The 15,222-nt window shown below is 51.3% G+C and carries 14 protein-coding genes; 9 read left to right on the top strand and 5 right to left on the bottom strand.

The window, feature by feature from the left end; all coding sequences use genetic code 11:
- Positions 1-215: 215 nt before the first annotated feature.
- Together dprA and BV405_RS06415 are read right to left on the bottom strand one after the other, a co-directional pair.
- A complete protein-coding gene (gene dprA, locus BV405_RS06420) occupies positions 216-1,541 on the bottom strand; it encodes a DNA-processing protein DprA (protein WP_086480023.1) in 1,326 nt (441 codons plus the stop codon).
- An 89-nt stretch (positions 1,542-1,630) separates the two neighbouring features.
- Positions 1,631-2,818 (bottom strand): LysM peptidoglycan-binding domain-containing protein, encoded by a 1,188-nt coding sequence (locus BV405_RS06415; protein ID WP_086480022.1) that lies wholly within the window; start codon positions 2,816-2,818, stop codon positions 1,631-1,633.
- 78 nt (positions 2,819-2,896) lie between these two features.
- Here BV405_RS06415 and BV405_RS17630 point away from each other — a divergent pair, with 78 nt between their 5' ends.
- The 6 genes from BV405_RS17630 to BV405_RS06390 all read left to right on the top strand — a co-directional run bounded on the left by BV405_RS17630 (position 2,897) and on the right by BV405_RS06390 (position 9,078).
- Positions 2,897-3,130: a hypothetical protein gene (locus BV405_RS17630; protein WP_176330069.1), complete on the top strand. Its 234-nt coding sequence runs from the start codon at positions 2,897-2,899 to the stop codon at positions 3,128-3,130.
- Entirely contained in the window at positions 3,117-3,626 is a 510-nt protein-coding gene (gene def / locus BV405_RS06410) for a peptide deformylase (RefSeq protein ID WP_086480021.1), read from the top strand. The genes BV405_RS17630 and def overlap by 14 nt, the downstream gene beginning before the upstream one ends.
- Before the next feature lie 128 nt (positions 3,627-3,754).
- The gene (gene fmt / locus BV405_RS06405) at positions 3,755-4,711 is read left to right on the top strand and encodes a methionyl-tRNA formyltransferase (protein ID WP_086480020.1); all 957 of its coding nucleotides are present in this window, start codon (positions 3,755-3,757) and stop codon (positions 4,709-4,711) included.
- 94 nt (positions 4,712-4,805) lie between these two features.
- On the top strand, positions 4,806-6,113 hold the full coding sequence (gene rsmB, locus BV405_RS06400) for a 16S rRNA (cytosine(967)-C(5))-methyltransferase RsmB (RefSeq protein ID WP_086480019.1): 1,308 nt from the start codon (positions 4,806-4,808) through the stop codon (positions 6,111-6,113).
- A gap of 92 nt (positions 6,114-6,205) precedes the next feature.
- Positions 6,206-7,579, top strand: a complete 1,374-nt coding sequence (gene trkA / locus BV405_RS06395) for a Trk system potassium transporter TrkA (RefSeq protein WP_086480018.1) — start codon at positions 6,206-6,208, stop codon at positions 7,577-7,579.
- Positions 7,580-7,629: 50 nt separating this feature from the next.
- On the top strand, positions 7,630-9,078 hold the full coding sequence (locus tag BV405_RS06390; RefSeq protein ID WP_086480017.1) for a TrkH family potassium uptake protein: 1,449 nt from the start codon (positions 7,630-7,632) through the stop codon (positions 9,076-9,078).
- 81 nt (positions 9,079-9,159) lie between these two features.
- Here BV405_RS06390 and BV405_RS06385 read toward each other — a convergent pair whose 3' ends face one another.
- From BV405_RS06385 to BV405_RS06375, 3 genes are all read right to left on the bottom strand, one after another.
- Positions 9,160-10,074, bottom strand: a complete 915-nt coding sequence (locus BV405_RS06385; protein WP_086480016.1) for a lysophospholipid acyltransferase family protein — start codon at positions 10,072-10,074, stop codon at positions 9,160-9,162.
- A gap of 4 nt (positions 10,075-10,078) precedes the next feature.
- A complete protein-coding gene (waaA, locus tag BV405_RS06380; RefSeq protein ID WP_086480015.1) occupies positions 10,079-11,353 on the bottom strand; it encodes a lipid IV(A) 3-deoxy-D-manno-octulosonic acid transferase in 1,275 nt (424 codons plus the stop codon).
- 72 nt (positions 11,354-11,425) lie between these two features.
- The gene (locus tag BV405_RS06375) at positions 11,426-12,514 is read right to left on the bottom strand and encodes a glycosyltransferase family 9 protein (RefSeq protein ID WP_245832255.1); all 1,089 of its coding nucleotides are present in this window, start codon (positions 12,512-12,514) and stop codon (positions 11,426-11,428) included.
- On the opposite strand from BV405_RS06375, the gene BV405_RS06370 reads away from it, so the two are divergent.
- The 3 genes from BV405_RS06370 to glyQ all read left to right on the top strand — a co-directional run bounded on the left by BV405_RS06370 (position 12,507) and on the right by glyQ (position 15,221).
- Positions 12,507-13,208, top strand: a complete 702-nt coding sequence (locus BV405_RS06370; protein WP_086480013.1) for a 3-deoxy-D-manno-octulosonic acid kinase — start codon at positions 12,507-12,509, stop codon at positions 13,206-13,208. The genes BV405_RS06375 and BV405_RS06370 overlap by 8 nt on opposite strands.
- 112 nt (positions 13,209-13,320) lie before the next feature.
- Positions 13,321-14,100 (top strand): phosphatase PAP2 family protein, encoded by a 780-nt coding sequence (locus BV405_RS06365; protein WP_086480012.1) that lies wholly within the window; start codon positions 13,321-13,323, stop codon positions 14,098-14,100.
- A gap of 161 nt (positions 14,101-14,261) precedes the next feature.
- Positions 14,262-15,221, top strand: a complete 960-nt coding sequence (gene glyQ / locus BV405_RS06360) for a glycine--tRNA ligase subunit alpha (protein WP_086480011.1) — start codon at positions 14,262-14,264, stop codon at positions 15,219-15,221.
- Position 15,222: the final 1 nt, after the last annotated feature.

The following is a 15,222-nucleotide window of genomic DNA, read 5'->3' as shown; positions in this document are numbered from 1 at the left end:
TCTTTCTTCTCTTTTGTTTTGTCGACCTGGGCTGCTTCCAACGGCCTCACTCCCTTCAGGCAGGCGGAAAATTAGCCAAGGCTGGCGCTTTATGCAAGCAAAAGACTGATGACATGCCAGATGCAGAGCTGATAGATACGGCGGGAAAAGATAAGTTCCGCATATCGACGCTTTCCTGGAAGACGGCTCAGAAAATGGAATGGCCAGCGGATTACTCAACTAACCTGCCAACGCCCTGCTTGCTGTTTCAGTAAGCCCTGCATCTCCAGCATCAGGCAATGCTGACTGATCAGGGATGCCTCCAGCTGACAACGCAGCACCAGTTCATCCAGATTACCTGCACCTGCTTTGACCGCCTGCCAGATTTGATAGGCTTCCGGTGAGGTAAATTCCTCGGGACTGCGATCCGCGAGTTGCTTACGGTTGCTGCCTGACGCACTTTGTTTACTGAAAAGAGATGTTTGTGGACCAACAACGGCATAACTGGTCTGTTCAGAATCAGCAGGATAAACAGGCATAGGGGCGGCATTCTGCAACCAGTGACTCAGCTCCTCATGCATATCCATCACGGTTTCGGTCAGTTTCGCCCCCTGCTTAATCAGCTGGTGGCAACCCTTACTCTGCGCCTGATGAATAGAACCCGGTATGGCAAACACCTCCCGCCCCTGTTCGCTGGCAAGTCGGGCGCTGATCAGAGAACCGCTTTTCAAAGCAGCTTCAACCACCAGAAGCCCAACGCTTAAACCACTGACAATGCGGTTACGACGGGGAAAGTTAGGACCACGCGGCGGCGTGCCTAAGGGATATTCACTGACCAGCAAGCCAGCAGCGGCAACAGCTTGCTGCAGACTCTTATGGTGAGCGGGATAACAACGATCAAGCCCTGTGCCTAATACCGCCAGAGTTTTACCCTTGGCCTGCAACGCGCCCTGATGAGCGGCTGCATCGATGCCTTCAGCTAACCCACTGGTAATCGTCCAACCCAGCTCTGTCAGTGCTCCTGCAAACGCACGGGCATCAGATAACCCCATCGCCGTCGGTCGGCGCGCGCCAACAATGGCTAACTGAGGTCTGTGCAGAAGTTCCGCATCACCCTGCAGATAGAGCAGTAGCGGCGGATCTGAGATTTCCGCTAGCAGATAGGGATAGTTTTCCTGCCCCAGGGCTAAGAGCTGTCGGCTGGGATTTGCCTGCAGCCATTCAAGCACAGTATCCCGTTCCGGCCATTGGCTGCTTAGGCTGTCATTGAAAGGATCGGAAATCCGGCGTTCAAAACTCTGCAGCTCCTGCGGGGATAACCGCTTCTGCCCGTTAAGAGCATTCAGCACCAGCGACCAGAAAGCCTCTTCCTTGGGAACAACGCCTTCCTGATCTGCAAAAGCCAGTAACTCCTGCACACCCACCGGCCCAAGACCTTTAATGGATGACAGTGCCAGAAAGCGCAGGCTGGTTAAAAGTTGATCAGTCGAATTTGAAGAGTTACGAGAGCTTGAAGTGTTTGGAACATCAGATAAATCGGTAGCGGGGGTTTCAGCGGACATCCTGTCGCTCCTTTCTGCCAATCCTTAGCAGTAACTGTATTATTTTGAGTTTCGTCCTATCAGACGTCCAACATCAGAAGCCAGGGTTATCAGAAATCGGGAGTTATCAGCTGATCACCAACACCGATCGGTTTTTTCGCTTCCATCACCAGGGCATAACTCACCTGCTTAAAGGTGCGGAAAACCATCAGCTTACCGGTCTCTTCCGGCGGCAGTTCGATTAGCTCATCGGTACGGCTGTCTTTTACCGGAGGACGCTTCTGTTGGATGTTGAGGACATTGCCCGGCACCAGACGGTTCGATTTACCCAGATTGATGGCAACCACGGCATTGGCTCCGGCATAACGCACACCGGACAGCACAGAGATAATTTCACCCTGCACCCGACGGGAAGGAGCGCTTGGGAAGAAAGTAGCCGGAGTCTCACCACGATCCTTCAGCGTTACCAGATCATTATCCCGGATCTCTTCGCGTGCCTGAACCACACGCATGACCGCCACATCGCTGCCGGAGGATTCCTGCTGCAGAGTCGCGACATATTTCAGCTCAATACCCAGCAGCTGTTCTTCACCGGAAAGGTCGGTTGCCAGATAAGGACGCTGCTGGCGATAGACCAGAAAGCGGGTGCCATCCTGCGCTTCTTCCGCATTACGCACATAAACCAGATCACCAACACCGGTCACGATACGGCCATCTTCCGCACCGAGCACATAGGCACTGCTCCGCACCTCCTGCTCGGAAAACACCTGATGACGTTCAATAAAGGGCTCGATGGTTTTTAAAGGAATCGCCGGAACCGCCTGACGATAGCGGGTAATACGAATACCCGGAGAGAGTTTCACTACGCCGGGTTCCATCCGCTCCAGACGAGGCTGCCCCTTTTGATCAAAAATCAGAGCCAGCCGATCACCGGGGTAGATCAAATCCGGATTTTCTACCTGTGGGTTTTCCCGCCACAGCTGCGGCCACATCCAGGGATCTTTCAGAAAGAGCGCCGAGATATCCCACAGAGTATCGCCGGGCTTCACTTCGTAATGCTGAGGAGCATCGGTACGGATACTACTTTGCCCAAACGACAGTGGATTGTTTTGGCCTGACTGCTGATAGCCACTGGTAATGGCAGATCCCGCGTCCTGCACCGACTGGGCTAAACTCTGGCCTGCCATACCGGCCATTAATGCAACAGAGAAACCGGAAACCAGCAGGCTTTTCAGCAAAGGCTGTGATGCCTTTCGAACTGAAGAAAGAGGTAAAGACGAGTTTTTCGGCTGGTTCATGCTGCTTTCCTTTTGCCAAGCCTTCGCACTCTGGTGAGCCAGAATGCGGATTAAAATCCTGATGCGGAATGAGTGACCATGGGTAAATCATGGCTTTCAGAGTCGGCTTATTCCACTCAAGAGATTGCCCCTAGGGAACCTCCCCCCTACAATACCAGTCAAATTTTCCGGAAGCAGCTATTTGCCCCGCTTTCAGAACAAAATTATCCGGACAAACTGAGGCTCAGAGCTGCATCAGACGCAGGCTTTAACAAACATCCTCATTTTGTCCCAGACAGTATTGATAAAGGCACGCGCCATGGCAGTTCTTGAAATTCTAGAGTACCCAGATACCCGTCTGCGCACAGTCGCAAAACCTGTGGCAGAAGTTGACGATAATATCCGCAAGATCGTCGACGATATGTTTGAAACCATGCTGGATGCCAACGGAATTGGTCTGGCAGCAACTCAGGTCAACATTCATCAGCAGATCATTGTGATCGATGTTTCCGAGAACCGTGATCAGCCTTATGTGTTGATCAATCCGGAATACACGCCGCTGGATGACGAGACCGAGATGATGCAGGAAGGCTGCCTGTCGGTTCCTGAATACTACGCCGATGTTGAACGCTCTCTGCGTGTTCGCCTGAAAGCTCTGGATCGCAACGGCGAAGCTTATGAGCTGGAAGCCGACGGTCTGCTGGCCCACTGCATTCAGCACGAGTGCGACCACCTGCAGGGCAAGGTATTTGTTGATTACCTGTCCAGCATGAAGCGCAACCGCGTGCGTAAACTGATGGACAAGCGTCATAAAGATCAGAGCCGTTAACAGCGGTTTTTGATATGTCAGGCCAGCGACTGCTGGCCTGTTCTGTTTCTGGTGATACTGATTTCAATGTTTAGTGTTACCGGAAATAAGCTGTTTTACTGTTAGAGCCTTTTCGTGGAGATCCACTGATGTCATCCGATTCCCTGCGCATTATCTTCGCCGGAACCCCTGAGTTTGCCGTGCGCTCTCTGGCTGCACTGCTGGAAACCCGTCACGAGGTTGTGGCGGTTTACAGTCAACCGGACCGTCCTGCCGGTCGTGGCCGTAAACTGGCACCAACTCCGGTTAAAGCGCTGGCTCTGGAACATGATATTCCGGTTTATCAGCCGGTTTCTCTGCGGGATGAAGAGGCTCAGCAGATTCTGGCCAGCCACAATGCTGATCTGATGGTGGTTGTAGCCTATGGTCTGATTCTGCCTCAGGTGGTACTGGATACCCCACGTCTGGGTTGTATCAACGTACATGGCTCTTTGTTGCCGCGCTGGCGTGGTGCAGCACCGATTCAACGTGCTATCTGGCAGGGTGATGCGGAAACCGGCGTTACCATTATGCAGATGGAAGCGGGTCTGGATACCGGGCCTATGCTGCTGAAAACCCGTCTTGATATCGCCGCCGATGAAACCGCTCAGACCCTGCACGATAAACTGGCCGATCAGGGCGGTGATGCTCTGAAAGAAGCTGTTGATGCTTTGGCGGAAGGCACCCTGACACCGGAAGTACAGGATGATGCTTTGGCGAATTACGCAGAAAAACTGAGTAAAGCAGAAGCTGAAATCGACTGGGCAAAAGATGCGGCCTTTATTGATCGCTGCATCCGTGCCTTTAATCCCTGGCCTGTATCCTGGACAACCCTGAATGGCGAAACTGTTCGTATCTGGCAGGCAACCCCTGAAACCGAAAACAGCGATCTGACTCCGGGAACCGTGATCAGTGCGGATAAAACCGGCCTGCGCATCGCCTGCGGTGAAGGTACTCTGTGCATAAAAAATATGCAGCTGCCGGGTAAAAAAGCGCTTTCGGTTGTGGATATCTTAAACTCAGGTAAGAACCTGTTTGTTGCCGGTGAGACCTGTCTCGGTTCCTGATCGTTTCGTTTCCCGAACTCGGCTTTAATGGCCAAATAATAGTCAGCCTCTGCATAAGCAGGGGCTTTTTAGCAGATTACGACGGTATCTTTTTATGGCTCGTCCCAATGTTCGTGTTGCCGCAGTGCAGGCGTTGTTACCTGTGGTTTCCCAGCAGGATTCTCTCTCTACCAGCTTGCCAAAGCAGCTGGATAAAGTACCGGATCAGGATCGCGGGCTGCTACAGGAACTCTGTTTCGGCACCCTGCGCTGGCTGACTCAGCTGGAGGGCGTACGCAATCAGCTGCTGGAAAAGCCCTTTAAAGCCAAAGACAGGGATATCGATCTGCTACTGCTGGTTGGTCTTTATCAACTGCACTATATGCGGATTCCTGCTCACGCAGCCATCAACGAAACCGTTCAGGGTGCTGTGGATATCAAAAAGCAGTGGGCAAAAGGCGTGCTCAATGGCTGCCTGCGCCGCTTCCAACGGGAAGGTGAGCAACTGCTGGCCGAGCTGGAACGCTCCGATGCTGCCCGCCTGGCTCATCCGAACTGGTTGCTGAATCACCTGAAAGAAGACTGGCCAGAACAATGGCCGGAGATTGCAGCTGCTAACAACTTGCATCCACCGATGACCCTTAGGGTGAATCACAGTCAGAGCAATCGGGATGACTATCTTGCTCAGCTTAATGCCGCAGGCATTGAAGCCCGCGCCTGTGACTACTCCCCTGATGGTATTCAGCTGGAGAAAGCACTGGATGTAACCTCACTGCCGGGCTTTGCCGATGGTGCCATCAGCGTGCAGGATGAAGCCGCTCAACTATCCGCCCAACTGCTGCAACTGCAACCCGGCCAACGGGTGCTGGATGCCTGTTGTGCCCCAGGTGGTAAAACAGCACATATTCTGGAACGGGAGCCAACGGCTTCTGTAGTCGCAGTCGACAGCGAAGCCCATCGCCTGCAGCGGGTTGAGGAAAACTTTGAACGTCTGGGACTGAGTGCTGAGCTGCACTGTTCCGATGTTACCGCATTGGATAACTGGTGGGATGGCGAGCAATTTGACCGCATCCTGTTGGACGCCCCCTGCTCCGCCACCGGCGTGATCCGTCGCCATCCGGACATCAAATGGCTGCGTCGTAAAGCCGATATTCCGGCCTTAGCTGAGCTACAGCAATCTATGCTGCAGCTGCTCTGGAAAACACTTAAACCGGGGGGAATCATGGTTTATGCTACCTGCTCGGTTTTATCCATGGAAAATTCGGGGAATATCCGACAGTTTTTAGCAGCTTCCGATGCCCGTCTGATCGGACCTCAGGCTGCGCCTTTTGGTATTGATACCGGCTTTGGCCAACAGCTGTTGCCTCAGCCTCAGGGACACGATGGTTTCTTTTACGCCGTTCTGCAAAAGCCTGCACAGTAAGGCATACCTTTTGACCTGTTTTACCTGACACAGTGTCAGCCAGCAGGACAAAGGGGGCGGAAACCAAAAGCGGAATTAACTGAGATCTGATAATGAAGATTATTATTCTGGGTGCCGGTCAGGTTGGCGGCACTCTGGCTGAGAACCTGGCCATTGAAGAAAATGACATTACCGTGGTCGATACTGACGGTGCCCGTTTAAGAGAGTTACAAAACCGTTTTGATATCCGGACGGTTCAGGGCAAGGGTTCCTATCCTAATGTTCTGCGTCAGGCCGGTGGTGAAGACTGCGATATGCTCATCGCAGTGACCAACAGTGATGAAGTGAATATGATCGCCTGTCAGATCGCCTTCACCCTGTTCCGCACTCCTACCAAAATCGCCCGTGTTCGCTCCAACGCCTACTCCGGCCGTAAAGGTCTGTTTGGTGCTGAAGCGATTCCGATCGACGTTCTTATCAGCCCAGAGCAGGTGGTAACCAACCATCTGAAGCGTCTGATTCAGTATCCCGGTGCGCTTCAGGTGCTCGACTTTGCCGGTGGTGTGGCCCAGCTGGTTGCGGTACGCGCCTATTATGGTGGCCCGTTAGTGGGTCAGGAGCTGGGCTATCTGCGCCAGCACATGCCAAATGTTGATACCCGTGTTGCTGCTATTTATCGCCGTAACCGCCCTATCATCCCTCAGGGTGATACTGTGATTGAGGCCGATGATGAAGTCTTCTTTATCGCTGCACGTCACAATATTAACGCCGTGATGAGCGAGCTGCGTAAGGTCGATCACCAGTACAAACGTATTATGATCGCCGGTGGCGGTAATATCGGTGAGCGTCTGGCAGAAGCGCTGGAACACGAGTATCAGGTAAAGATTATCGAATACGGCCTGCCGCGCTGTCAGGAGCTGTCAGAAAAGCTTGATCGCACCATCGTGCTGCATGGCAGTGCCACCAGTAAAGATCTGCTGGTAGAAGAGAACATCGATGAGGTCGATATCTTCTGTGCTCTGACCAATGATGATGAAGTGAACATCATGTCGTCGATGCTGGCGAAACGTCTGGGTGCCAACAAGGTACTTACCCTGATCAACAACGCTGCTTATGTGGATCTGGTTCAGGGTGGCGAGATCGATATCGCGATCTCTCCTCAGATGGCGACCATTGGTAGCCTGCTGACCCACGTTCGTCGCGGCGATATTGTTAACGTACACTCCCTGCGTCGTGGTGCTGCTGAAGCCATTGAAGCCATTGCTCACGGTGATGAGCGCAGCTCGAAAGTGGTAGGCAAAGCGATTGAAGAGATCGATCTGCCGGATGGCACCACCATCGGCGCCATCGTTCGTAATGGTGAAGTGATTATCGCCCACGATGATGTTGTCGTTCAGCAAGATGACCACGTCATCATGTTCCTGGTGGATAAACGCAAGATTCGCGAAGTTGAGCGCCTATTCCAGGTTGGTCTCACCTTTTTCTGATGCCTCAGATTTGCTGACAGCAATCCGATAACGATGAATAAACGGTCGCTATGAATATTGTTATTACCATGCGCATTCTGGGGCTGCTGCTGATGCTGTTCAGCGTCACCATGATGCCCTCGATTCTGATCTCGGCGTTCTATAAAGACGGTGCTCATCTGGCCTTTATCACAGGTATGTCGATCACCTTCTTTACCGGTTTCTTTACCTGGCTTCCGGTGCGGCGGGAACGCAAGGAACTGCGCACAAGGGATGGTTTTCTTGTGGTGGTACTCTTCTGGACAGTACTGAGTCTGTTCGGTGCGATACCGCTGTTTCTGGCTGAGAACCCTCATCTGAGCTTTACCGATGCGGTTTTTGAATCGGTATCCGGTCTGAGTACCACAGGTGCAACGGTGATTACAGGCCTCGATAGTCTGCCGGAATCCATCCTCTTCTATCGCCAGCTTCTGCAGTGGCTTGGCGGCATGGGTATCATTGTTTTGGCTGTCGCTATTCTGCCAATGCTCGGCATTGGTGGTATGCAGCTCTACCGTGCCGAAACGCCGGGACCGGTTAAAGACAACAAGCTGACACCTCGTATTACCGAAACGGCAAAAGCCCTCTGGTATATCTATCTGACCCTGACGGTTCTTTGTGCATTGGCATACTGGGCTGCCGGTATGACACTGTTTGATGCCATCGGCCATAGCTTTGCTACTGTGGCTATCGGTGGTTTCTCCACCCACGATGCCAGTATCGGTTACTTCGACAGTGCAGCCATCGAGATGATCGCTATCATCTTTATGCTGATCTCAGCCGTTAACTTCTCGCTGCACTTTCTTGCCTGGCGGGAACGCTCCGTGAAGAACTACTTCTATGATCCGGAGTTTAAGTTCTTTATCTTCCTGATCGGACTTACCTCCGTCAGCACCATAGGTGTTCTCTGGATCACCAATACCTATGAGATTGCCGATTCCATTCGACATGGTCTGTTTGAAGTCGTCTCAGTCGCGACAACGACAGGGTTTGGTGTTGCAGACTTCTCACAATGGCCGAGCGTGCTGCCCTTCACCCTTTTCCTGGCAGCCTTTGTCGGCGGCTGTGCCGGTTCTACCGGTGGTGGTATGAAGGTGATGCGCATTCTGCTGATCCTTAAGCAAGGTATCCGTGAGATTAAACGTCTGGTACATCCGAATGCCATCATCATGGTGAAACTGGGTGGTCGCAGCGTTCCTGACCGTGTAATCGAAGCGGTATGGGGCTTCTTCTCGGTTTACCTGATGCTGTTTGTCGTCATGCTGATCGGGCTGTTAGCCACAGGCCTGGATCAGGTAACAGCCTGGTCTGCGGTAGGTTCAGCACTAAATAACCTGGGGCCGGGCTTGGGCGATGTCGCTGCACACTATGGCGATATCCCGGATACCGCCAAATGGATTCTAATTGTGGCTATGCTGCTGGGCCGTCTTGAGATCTTTACCCTGTTAGTTCTCTTTACCCCAATGTTCTGGCGTCGCTGAATTCGAAACCGCCAATCAATAAAAAAAGGCCTGAATTTCAGTCAGAAATTCAGGCCTTTTTGCTTATTCTTTACGGCAAAATTAGTAAAACCTTTTTTCGCCCTCAGGGCGGGATTTAAAGCGCTTATACTCCCACTGATACTGGTCGGGAGCCATCGCTACCAGAGCTTCAACCGTGCGGTTCATTGCCGTCACAGCCTCGATATCATCCCGGCTATAAATTCCATCATCCGCATCGATAAAATGAATATTAAAGCCTTCGCCATTGGGTAAACGCTCAGCAAAACCTGCAACAACCTTTGCACCGGTTTTACTGATCAGTCGGGTAACGAGCTTTGGAGAAAAAGCTTCGATCCCCATAAAAGGTGCAAAAACGCCACCTGAACGGTCATCCGGCTCCTGATCAGGAAGATTGCCCACCATCTCGCCCTCTTTGAGAAGCTTAAGCAGCTGAGCTACCCCTTTCATATTGGCTGGGGCTAATTTCATGCCAGCGCGGGTTCGGCCTGCAACGATAATCTGTTCAAGGGCAGGATTTTTGGGGATGGCATACATCACAGAAAAGGGAAAATGCTGATTGATCAGATGACCCAGAAGCTCCCAGTTACCCAAATGTGGCCCAAGGAAAATTACCCCTTTGCCGGCCTCGTGAGCGCGCTGTAACACATCCAGGCCATGAACCTCTTTTATCTGGTCGAGAATCTGATCCATAGGAGCCATCCAGCACCAACCAAATTCGCAGCCGGTTTTCATGGTTTCTCTCAGACTCAGGCGAACCTTTTCTTCAAGCTGCTCCGGACTCAGTTCCGGATAAGCCATAGACAGATTTTTACGGGTGATTCTGGCGGCCTTAGTGTTCTTCCGGTACATAAGATCGCCCAACCAATCGCCCCACTTTTGTAAACGAGGTAATGGCTGACGGCTCAGGAAACGCAACAGTGTGCCAGTCAGGCGTTGTTCCAGAAACCGCTTAACCGACTGTTTCATCTTTTTCATAATGTCAGGCGCTCTTTCTCGACTTCATCGCCTGTTCGATGATGGCAAACTGCTTATCCAGTGCTCCACGATTACTTTCCACCACAGCCATAACTTTCTCACCCAGCTCCCGTCTCAGGTCAGGTAATTCCACCAGAGGGCGTAACTGAGCAAAAATATCCGCAGGGTCTGAACAGCGAATCAGAGCTTTATGCTGATCAAAGGTCTCCGCAACATCTGCAAAGTTAAACAGATGACCACCAGACAACACCGGCTTACCCAGAGATGCGGGTTCCAGAAGGTTATGCCCCCCAATAGGCATAAGACTACCGGCAACAAAGGCGATATCCGATGCAGCATACATCAGCATGAGTTCACCCATGGTATCGGCGAGTAAAACCTGATCGCTTTCCTCAAAACCTTCGTCACGGGAGCGACGCTTAAAACTGAACTCCTGACTTTCAATCAGATCAGCAACATCATCGAAGCGTTGCGGGTGACGGGGCACGAGTATCAGTACAGCATCAGAATGTTCCTGAAGCAGTAGCTTATGCGCTTCCAGAAGCCGCTCATCCTCACCGGCATGAGTACTGCCAGCTACCCAAACAGGTCGTTCACCAAATAGTGATTCTTTTAACTCCTGCCCTTGCTCAAGCAGTTCAGGAGCGGGGTTAATATCAAACTTGATACTACCGGTAACCGAAACCTTATCCCGTGGTGCTCCCAGTTCAATAAAACGCTGGGCATCCTCTTGTGATTTAGCAGCAACCGCATAGATATCAGCCAAAACCTCTTCCGTCGTTTCTTTAAACTTCTGATAACTCAGCATCGATCTTTCTGACAGGCGACCATTGGCAAAAACCAGAGGGATCTCTCTTTGATGGCAGCCATGGATCAGGTTTGGCCAGATCTCTGTTTCCATAATAATGGCTACTTCCGGCTTCAGGCTATCGAGGAAACGATTAGCAAACCAGGGCAGATCCAATGGGATCATCAGCTGTGTTCCTTTGCCTTTCAGAGCCTTTCTGGCCTGACGGGCACCGGTTGCCGTCATTGTCGTGACAACTAAAAGATGCTGATCAAACTGCTGTTGCAGGCGATCAATCAGGGGCGTTGCCGCGATAACCTCACCCACTGACGCTGCATGCAACCAGATCACCGGTTTGATCGGCAGGCTTGGGGTATAACCCAAACGTTCGGAAAAGTTATTCAGTTCTGTGGTTTCTTTTTGCGCTTTCCAGAGCAGAGCCGGCGATAACAGGGTAAGAATCGTGCTGTAGAGGCCGCGGGTAATCTTCATAAATTCGGTATTCCGGTTATCCAGTTGTCCGGTTAATCATCTCAATCGTATGGTTTACAAATTGTCTCTGGCCTACGAGCCCTTAGCCTGATATTCCGCCATCAGGCGGTCGATCTGACTTATGACATCCTGCGTTTCGATCAGCTCCATCGCATGGGGATGTCGTACACGCTCCCCCCAGGAGAGCTGGTCTACGGATTTATTCATATAGGTTTTTGCAGCATCCGGATATCGGTTCACGACCCATTGCTGCCATTTATAAGGTCCCGTACGCAGCACATTGGAAGTTGCGAACAGGCCTATCACCGGCGTATCAACAGCATTCGCAAAGTGCACAGGGCCAGAGTCGGGAGCAATAACCAGTGAAGCCCTTTGTATCAGAGCGACCAACCCCTGCAGTGAGGTCTGTGCGACCAGATTAAGTACCGGGGTCGTCGCCCGTTCCATAATCTCCTTCGCGTAATAGTGCTCAATATCCCGGTTACCACCGGTGATAACCGCTTTGATACCGTACTCCCGGTAAAGGTATTCAACCACTTCAACGTAGCCATCAAGCGTCCAGTTACGGAAATTTCGTGCCCGCTGGCTTGAGCAGGGGGAGATCACCACATAACGATCACAGGGACATTTTTGCTTCGCTTCAGCCAGCGCCTCATCTGAAACCGGAAGTTGCCACTCGAGATCAGATGGCATCTCCGGAGCAATTCCAAGGGTATCCAGAAAATCATAAAAGCCTTCAACAACATGGCCCTTCTCACGAGGTACAATGCGTTCATTGGTGAACAGCCACTGCCAGTCTTTTGCTCTGGCTTTATCAAAACCAAGTTTCACCTCAGCCTTGATCCCCACTGATAACACTGAGGCACGCAGGGCAGCCTGCAGATGCAACATCAGATCAAACCGGGTGTCCGCCAGCTGTTTCCAGATCGCTTTCATGCCTTTAAAGCCTGAGGCTTTGTCGTAGACAATAAACTCGACCCCCGACAGTCCCTTAAGTAGACTGTGCTCCGCCTTACCGGTAACCCATACAATTCGGGTCTCTGGCCAAACCTGCTGTAATCGCTTAACAACAGGAACGACATTAGACACATCGCCTAACGCTGACAGCCTTAAAATACAGATTGTCTGGGGTGGTGTTTTCCGGAAACGAGACATGACCATCGAGATATATTCCTCCAAGAAGCAGCACATTCTATATGATGCTGATCACCTGTCACAAATTGATGGCACTTTCTTTGATCCTGAATTCTGGAAGCACCAGAACCGCTTAACGGAGCCCAGCGGAGGACGTGGACAGGCTTTCTTTGTGGATCATCCGGATGGCTTTCAATATTTACTGCGTCACTATCGTCGGGGCGGACTTGCGGCAAAAGTCAGTCAGGACAAATACTGGTATTCAGGTCTCGAGAACAGCCGGCCTTTTCAGGAGTTCCGCCTGACCCATGAACTCTTTACTGCAGGACTTCCGGTTCCTCAGCCTCTGGCAGCAAGAGTCTGTCAATCAGGGCTTTTTTATCAGGGTGATCTGATGACTCTTAAGATTCCTGGAGCCACGCCTTTTGCGAAATTTCTGCCAGAGCCCGATCAACATCAGCTTTGGTGGAATGTGGGCTCCATGATTGCCAAATTCCATAAATGGGGGCTTAACCACGTTGACCTGAATGCCAATAATATTCTCGTCGATTGCAATGCAAAGGTTTGGCTGATTGATTTTGACCGATGCAAAAAAATGCCCGTAACAGGTCAGTGGCAAGAAGAGAATTTGCAACGTCTCAGGCGTTCCATCAGCAAACTTACCTGTCGAGAAGTATCTGATGACTTATGGCAGGCCTTACAGAAGGGCTACAAAAGTTAAAGCTGAGCAGCATTAAATCTGTATTACTTACGGGGTAATAATCGTCACTTGAGAGCTGATCGGTTATATTGATCACAACTTTTAAAACGATCAATTATTAGAATTTACCAATATGTTAAAGAAAATTATCGCAACAGGATTAGCTCTGGTCTCCTTGTCAGGTCATTCATTGGCTCAGGATGATCGAGGTCTGACCGGTTTTGCCTCCGACCTGGGGACAGGTTATAAAAACGTTTACAGTTCTGACAATCTACCCTGGTTAGGTAAGACATTACTTGTAGGTGGTATTTTCGCTAATACCGACTTAGACCAGAACATTCAGGATAGTTATAACCGTAATATTCTGTCTGATAGCTCTAACGACTTCTCCAAATTCACCAAGACCTTTGGCGATACCGCTCCCACAGCTATTTACTTTGGTTTGGCTGCAATAAACCGCATGGCCTGTGATCGTGATTGTGGTCCTATTCCCGAGTGGGGCGATCGCAGTTTGCAAGCGCTGTTGGTGGGACTGCCAGCGGTATGGACCTCTCAGGCTATTTTGGGTGGTGCCCGCCCTCGTCACGGTGTCGGCTCCGAATGGAACATTTTCGAATTTGAATATGAACATACTGTCAGTGGACACGCGTACGTGGGTGCAGTGCCCTTCCTGACCGCCGCTCAAATGACTGACAACCCATACGCCAAAGCAACCTTCTATGCTTTATCGCCTCTGACGGCAATTTCTCGTATCAATGACCAGAAACACTACTTCTCTCAGGCACTCATGGGCTGGTTATATGCGGCAAAAGTTACGGAAGTGATCAACAGTGATCTACAGCCGGAAGATACCGTTGTGCTACCCTATGCCGACGAAGATACTGTGCTTGTAAGCGTGATTAAGCCTTTCTGATAGATTCAGAGCGACAAATACCGAAGATCACCGAAAAAAGCGGCTATATCAGCCGCTTTTTTCATGCTTGTTGCCCAATGTCCACTACATAGATATGCGGTCGAAATGTATACTTGATCGTTTATAAAAATTCATTAGCTCATTGATGGTGGCTAACTGAGATGAATCAAAATACGCCAGACGTAAAAACTTTTCAGGGCCTGATTCTGGCCCTGCAACAATACTGGGCCGATCAGGGCTGTGTTGTTCTGCAGCCACTGGATATGGAAGTGGGTGCCGGTACTTTCCACCCGGCAACTTTCCTGCGCTCCATCGGTCCTGAGACCTGGAATGCGGCTTACGTGCAGCCTTCCCGCCGTCCGACTGATGGCCGTTACGGCGAAAACCCGAACCGCCTGCAACACTACTATCAGTTCCAGGTGGTGATGAAACCTTCGCCAAAAAACATTCAGGAACTGTACCTGGGTTCTCTGCGCATGATGGGTATCGATACCAATGTGCATGATGTGCGCTTTGTGGAAGATAACTGGGAATCCCCGACTCTGGGTGCCTGGGGTCTGGGCTGGGAAGTCTGGCTGAACGGCATGGAAGTGACTCAGTTCACTTACTTCCAACAGGCCGGTGGCATCGAATGTTACCCGGTAACCGGTGAGATCACTTACGGTCTGGAACGTATCGCCATGTACATCCAGGGTGTAGACAGTGTTTATGATCTGACCTGGACCATCGATCCTGACGGCAACAAGGTGACCTACGGCGACGTATTCCACCAGAATGAAGTGGAACAGTCCGCGTTCAACTTTGAACACGCTGACGTGCCGATGCTGTTTAAAAACTTCGACCATTACGAGTCGGAGTGTCAGAAGCTGTTGGCTCTGGAAACCCCTCTGCCACTACCCGCTTATGAGCAGGTACTGAAAGCATCCCACACCTTTAACCTGCTGGATGCCCGTCACGCTATCTCGGTAACCGAACGTCAGCGTTACATCCTGCGCGTGCGCACCATGGCTCGTGATGTGGCCAACGCCTACTTTAAAGTACGTAAGGATCTGGGTTTCCCGCTGGCACCTGAAGCCCTGCGTGAAGAAGTTCTGGCTCAGTTCAAAGAGGAAGAGGCATAAG

Origin of the sequence: Oceanospirillum sanctuarii, assembly GCF_002150805.1 — a bacterium.
GTDB classification, from domain to species: domain Bacteria; phylum Pseudomonadota; class Gammaproteobacteria; order Pseudomonadales; family Halomonadaceae; genus Oceanospirillum; species Oceanospirillum sanctuarii.
This window is presented reverse-complemented; position numbering and strand designations above follow the sequence as displayed.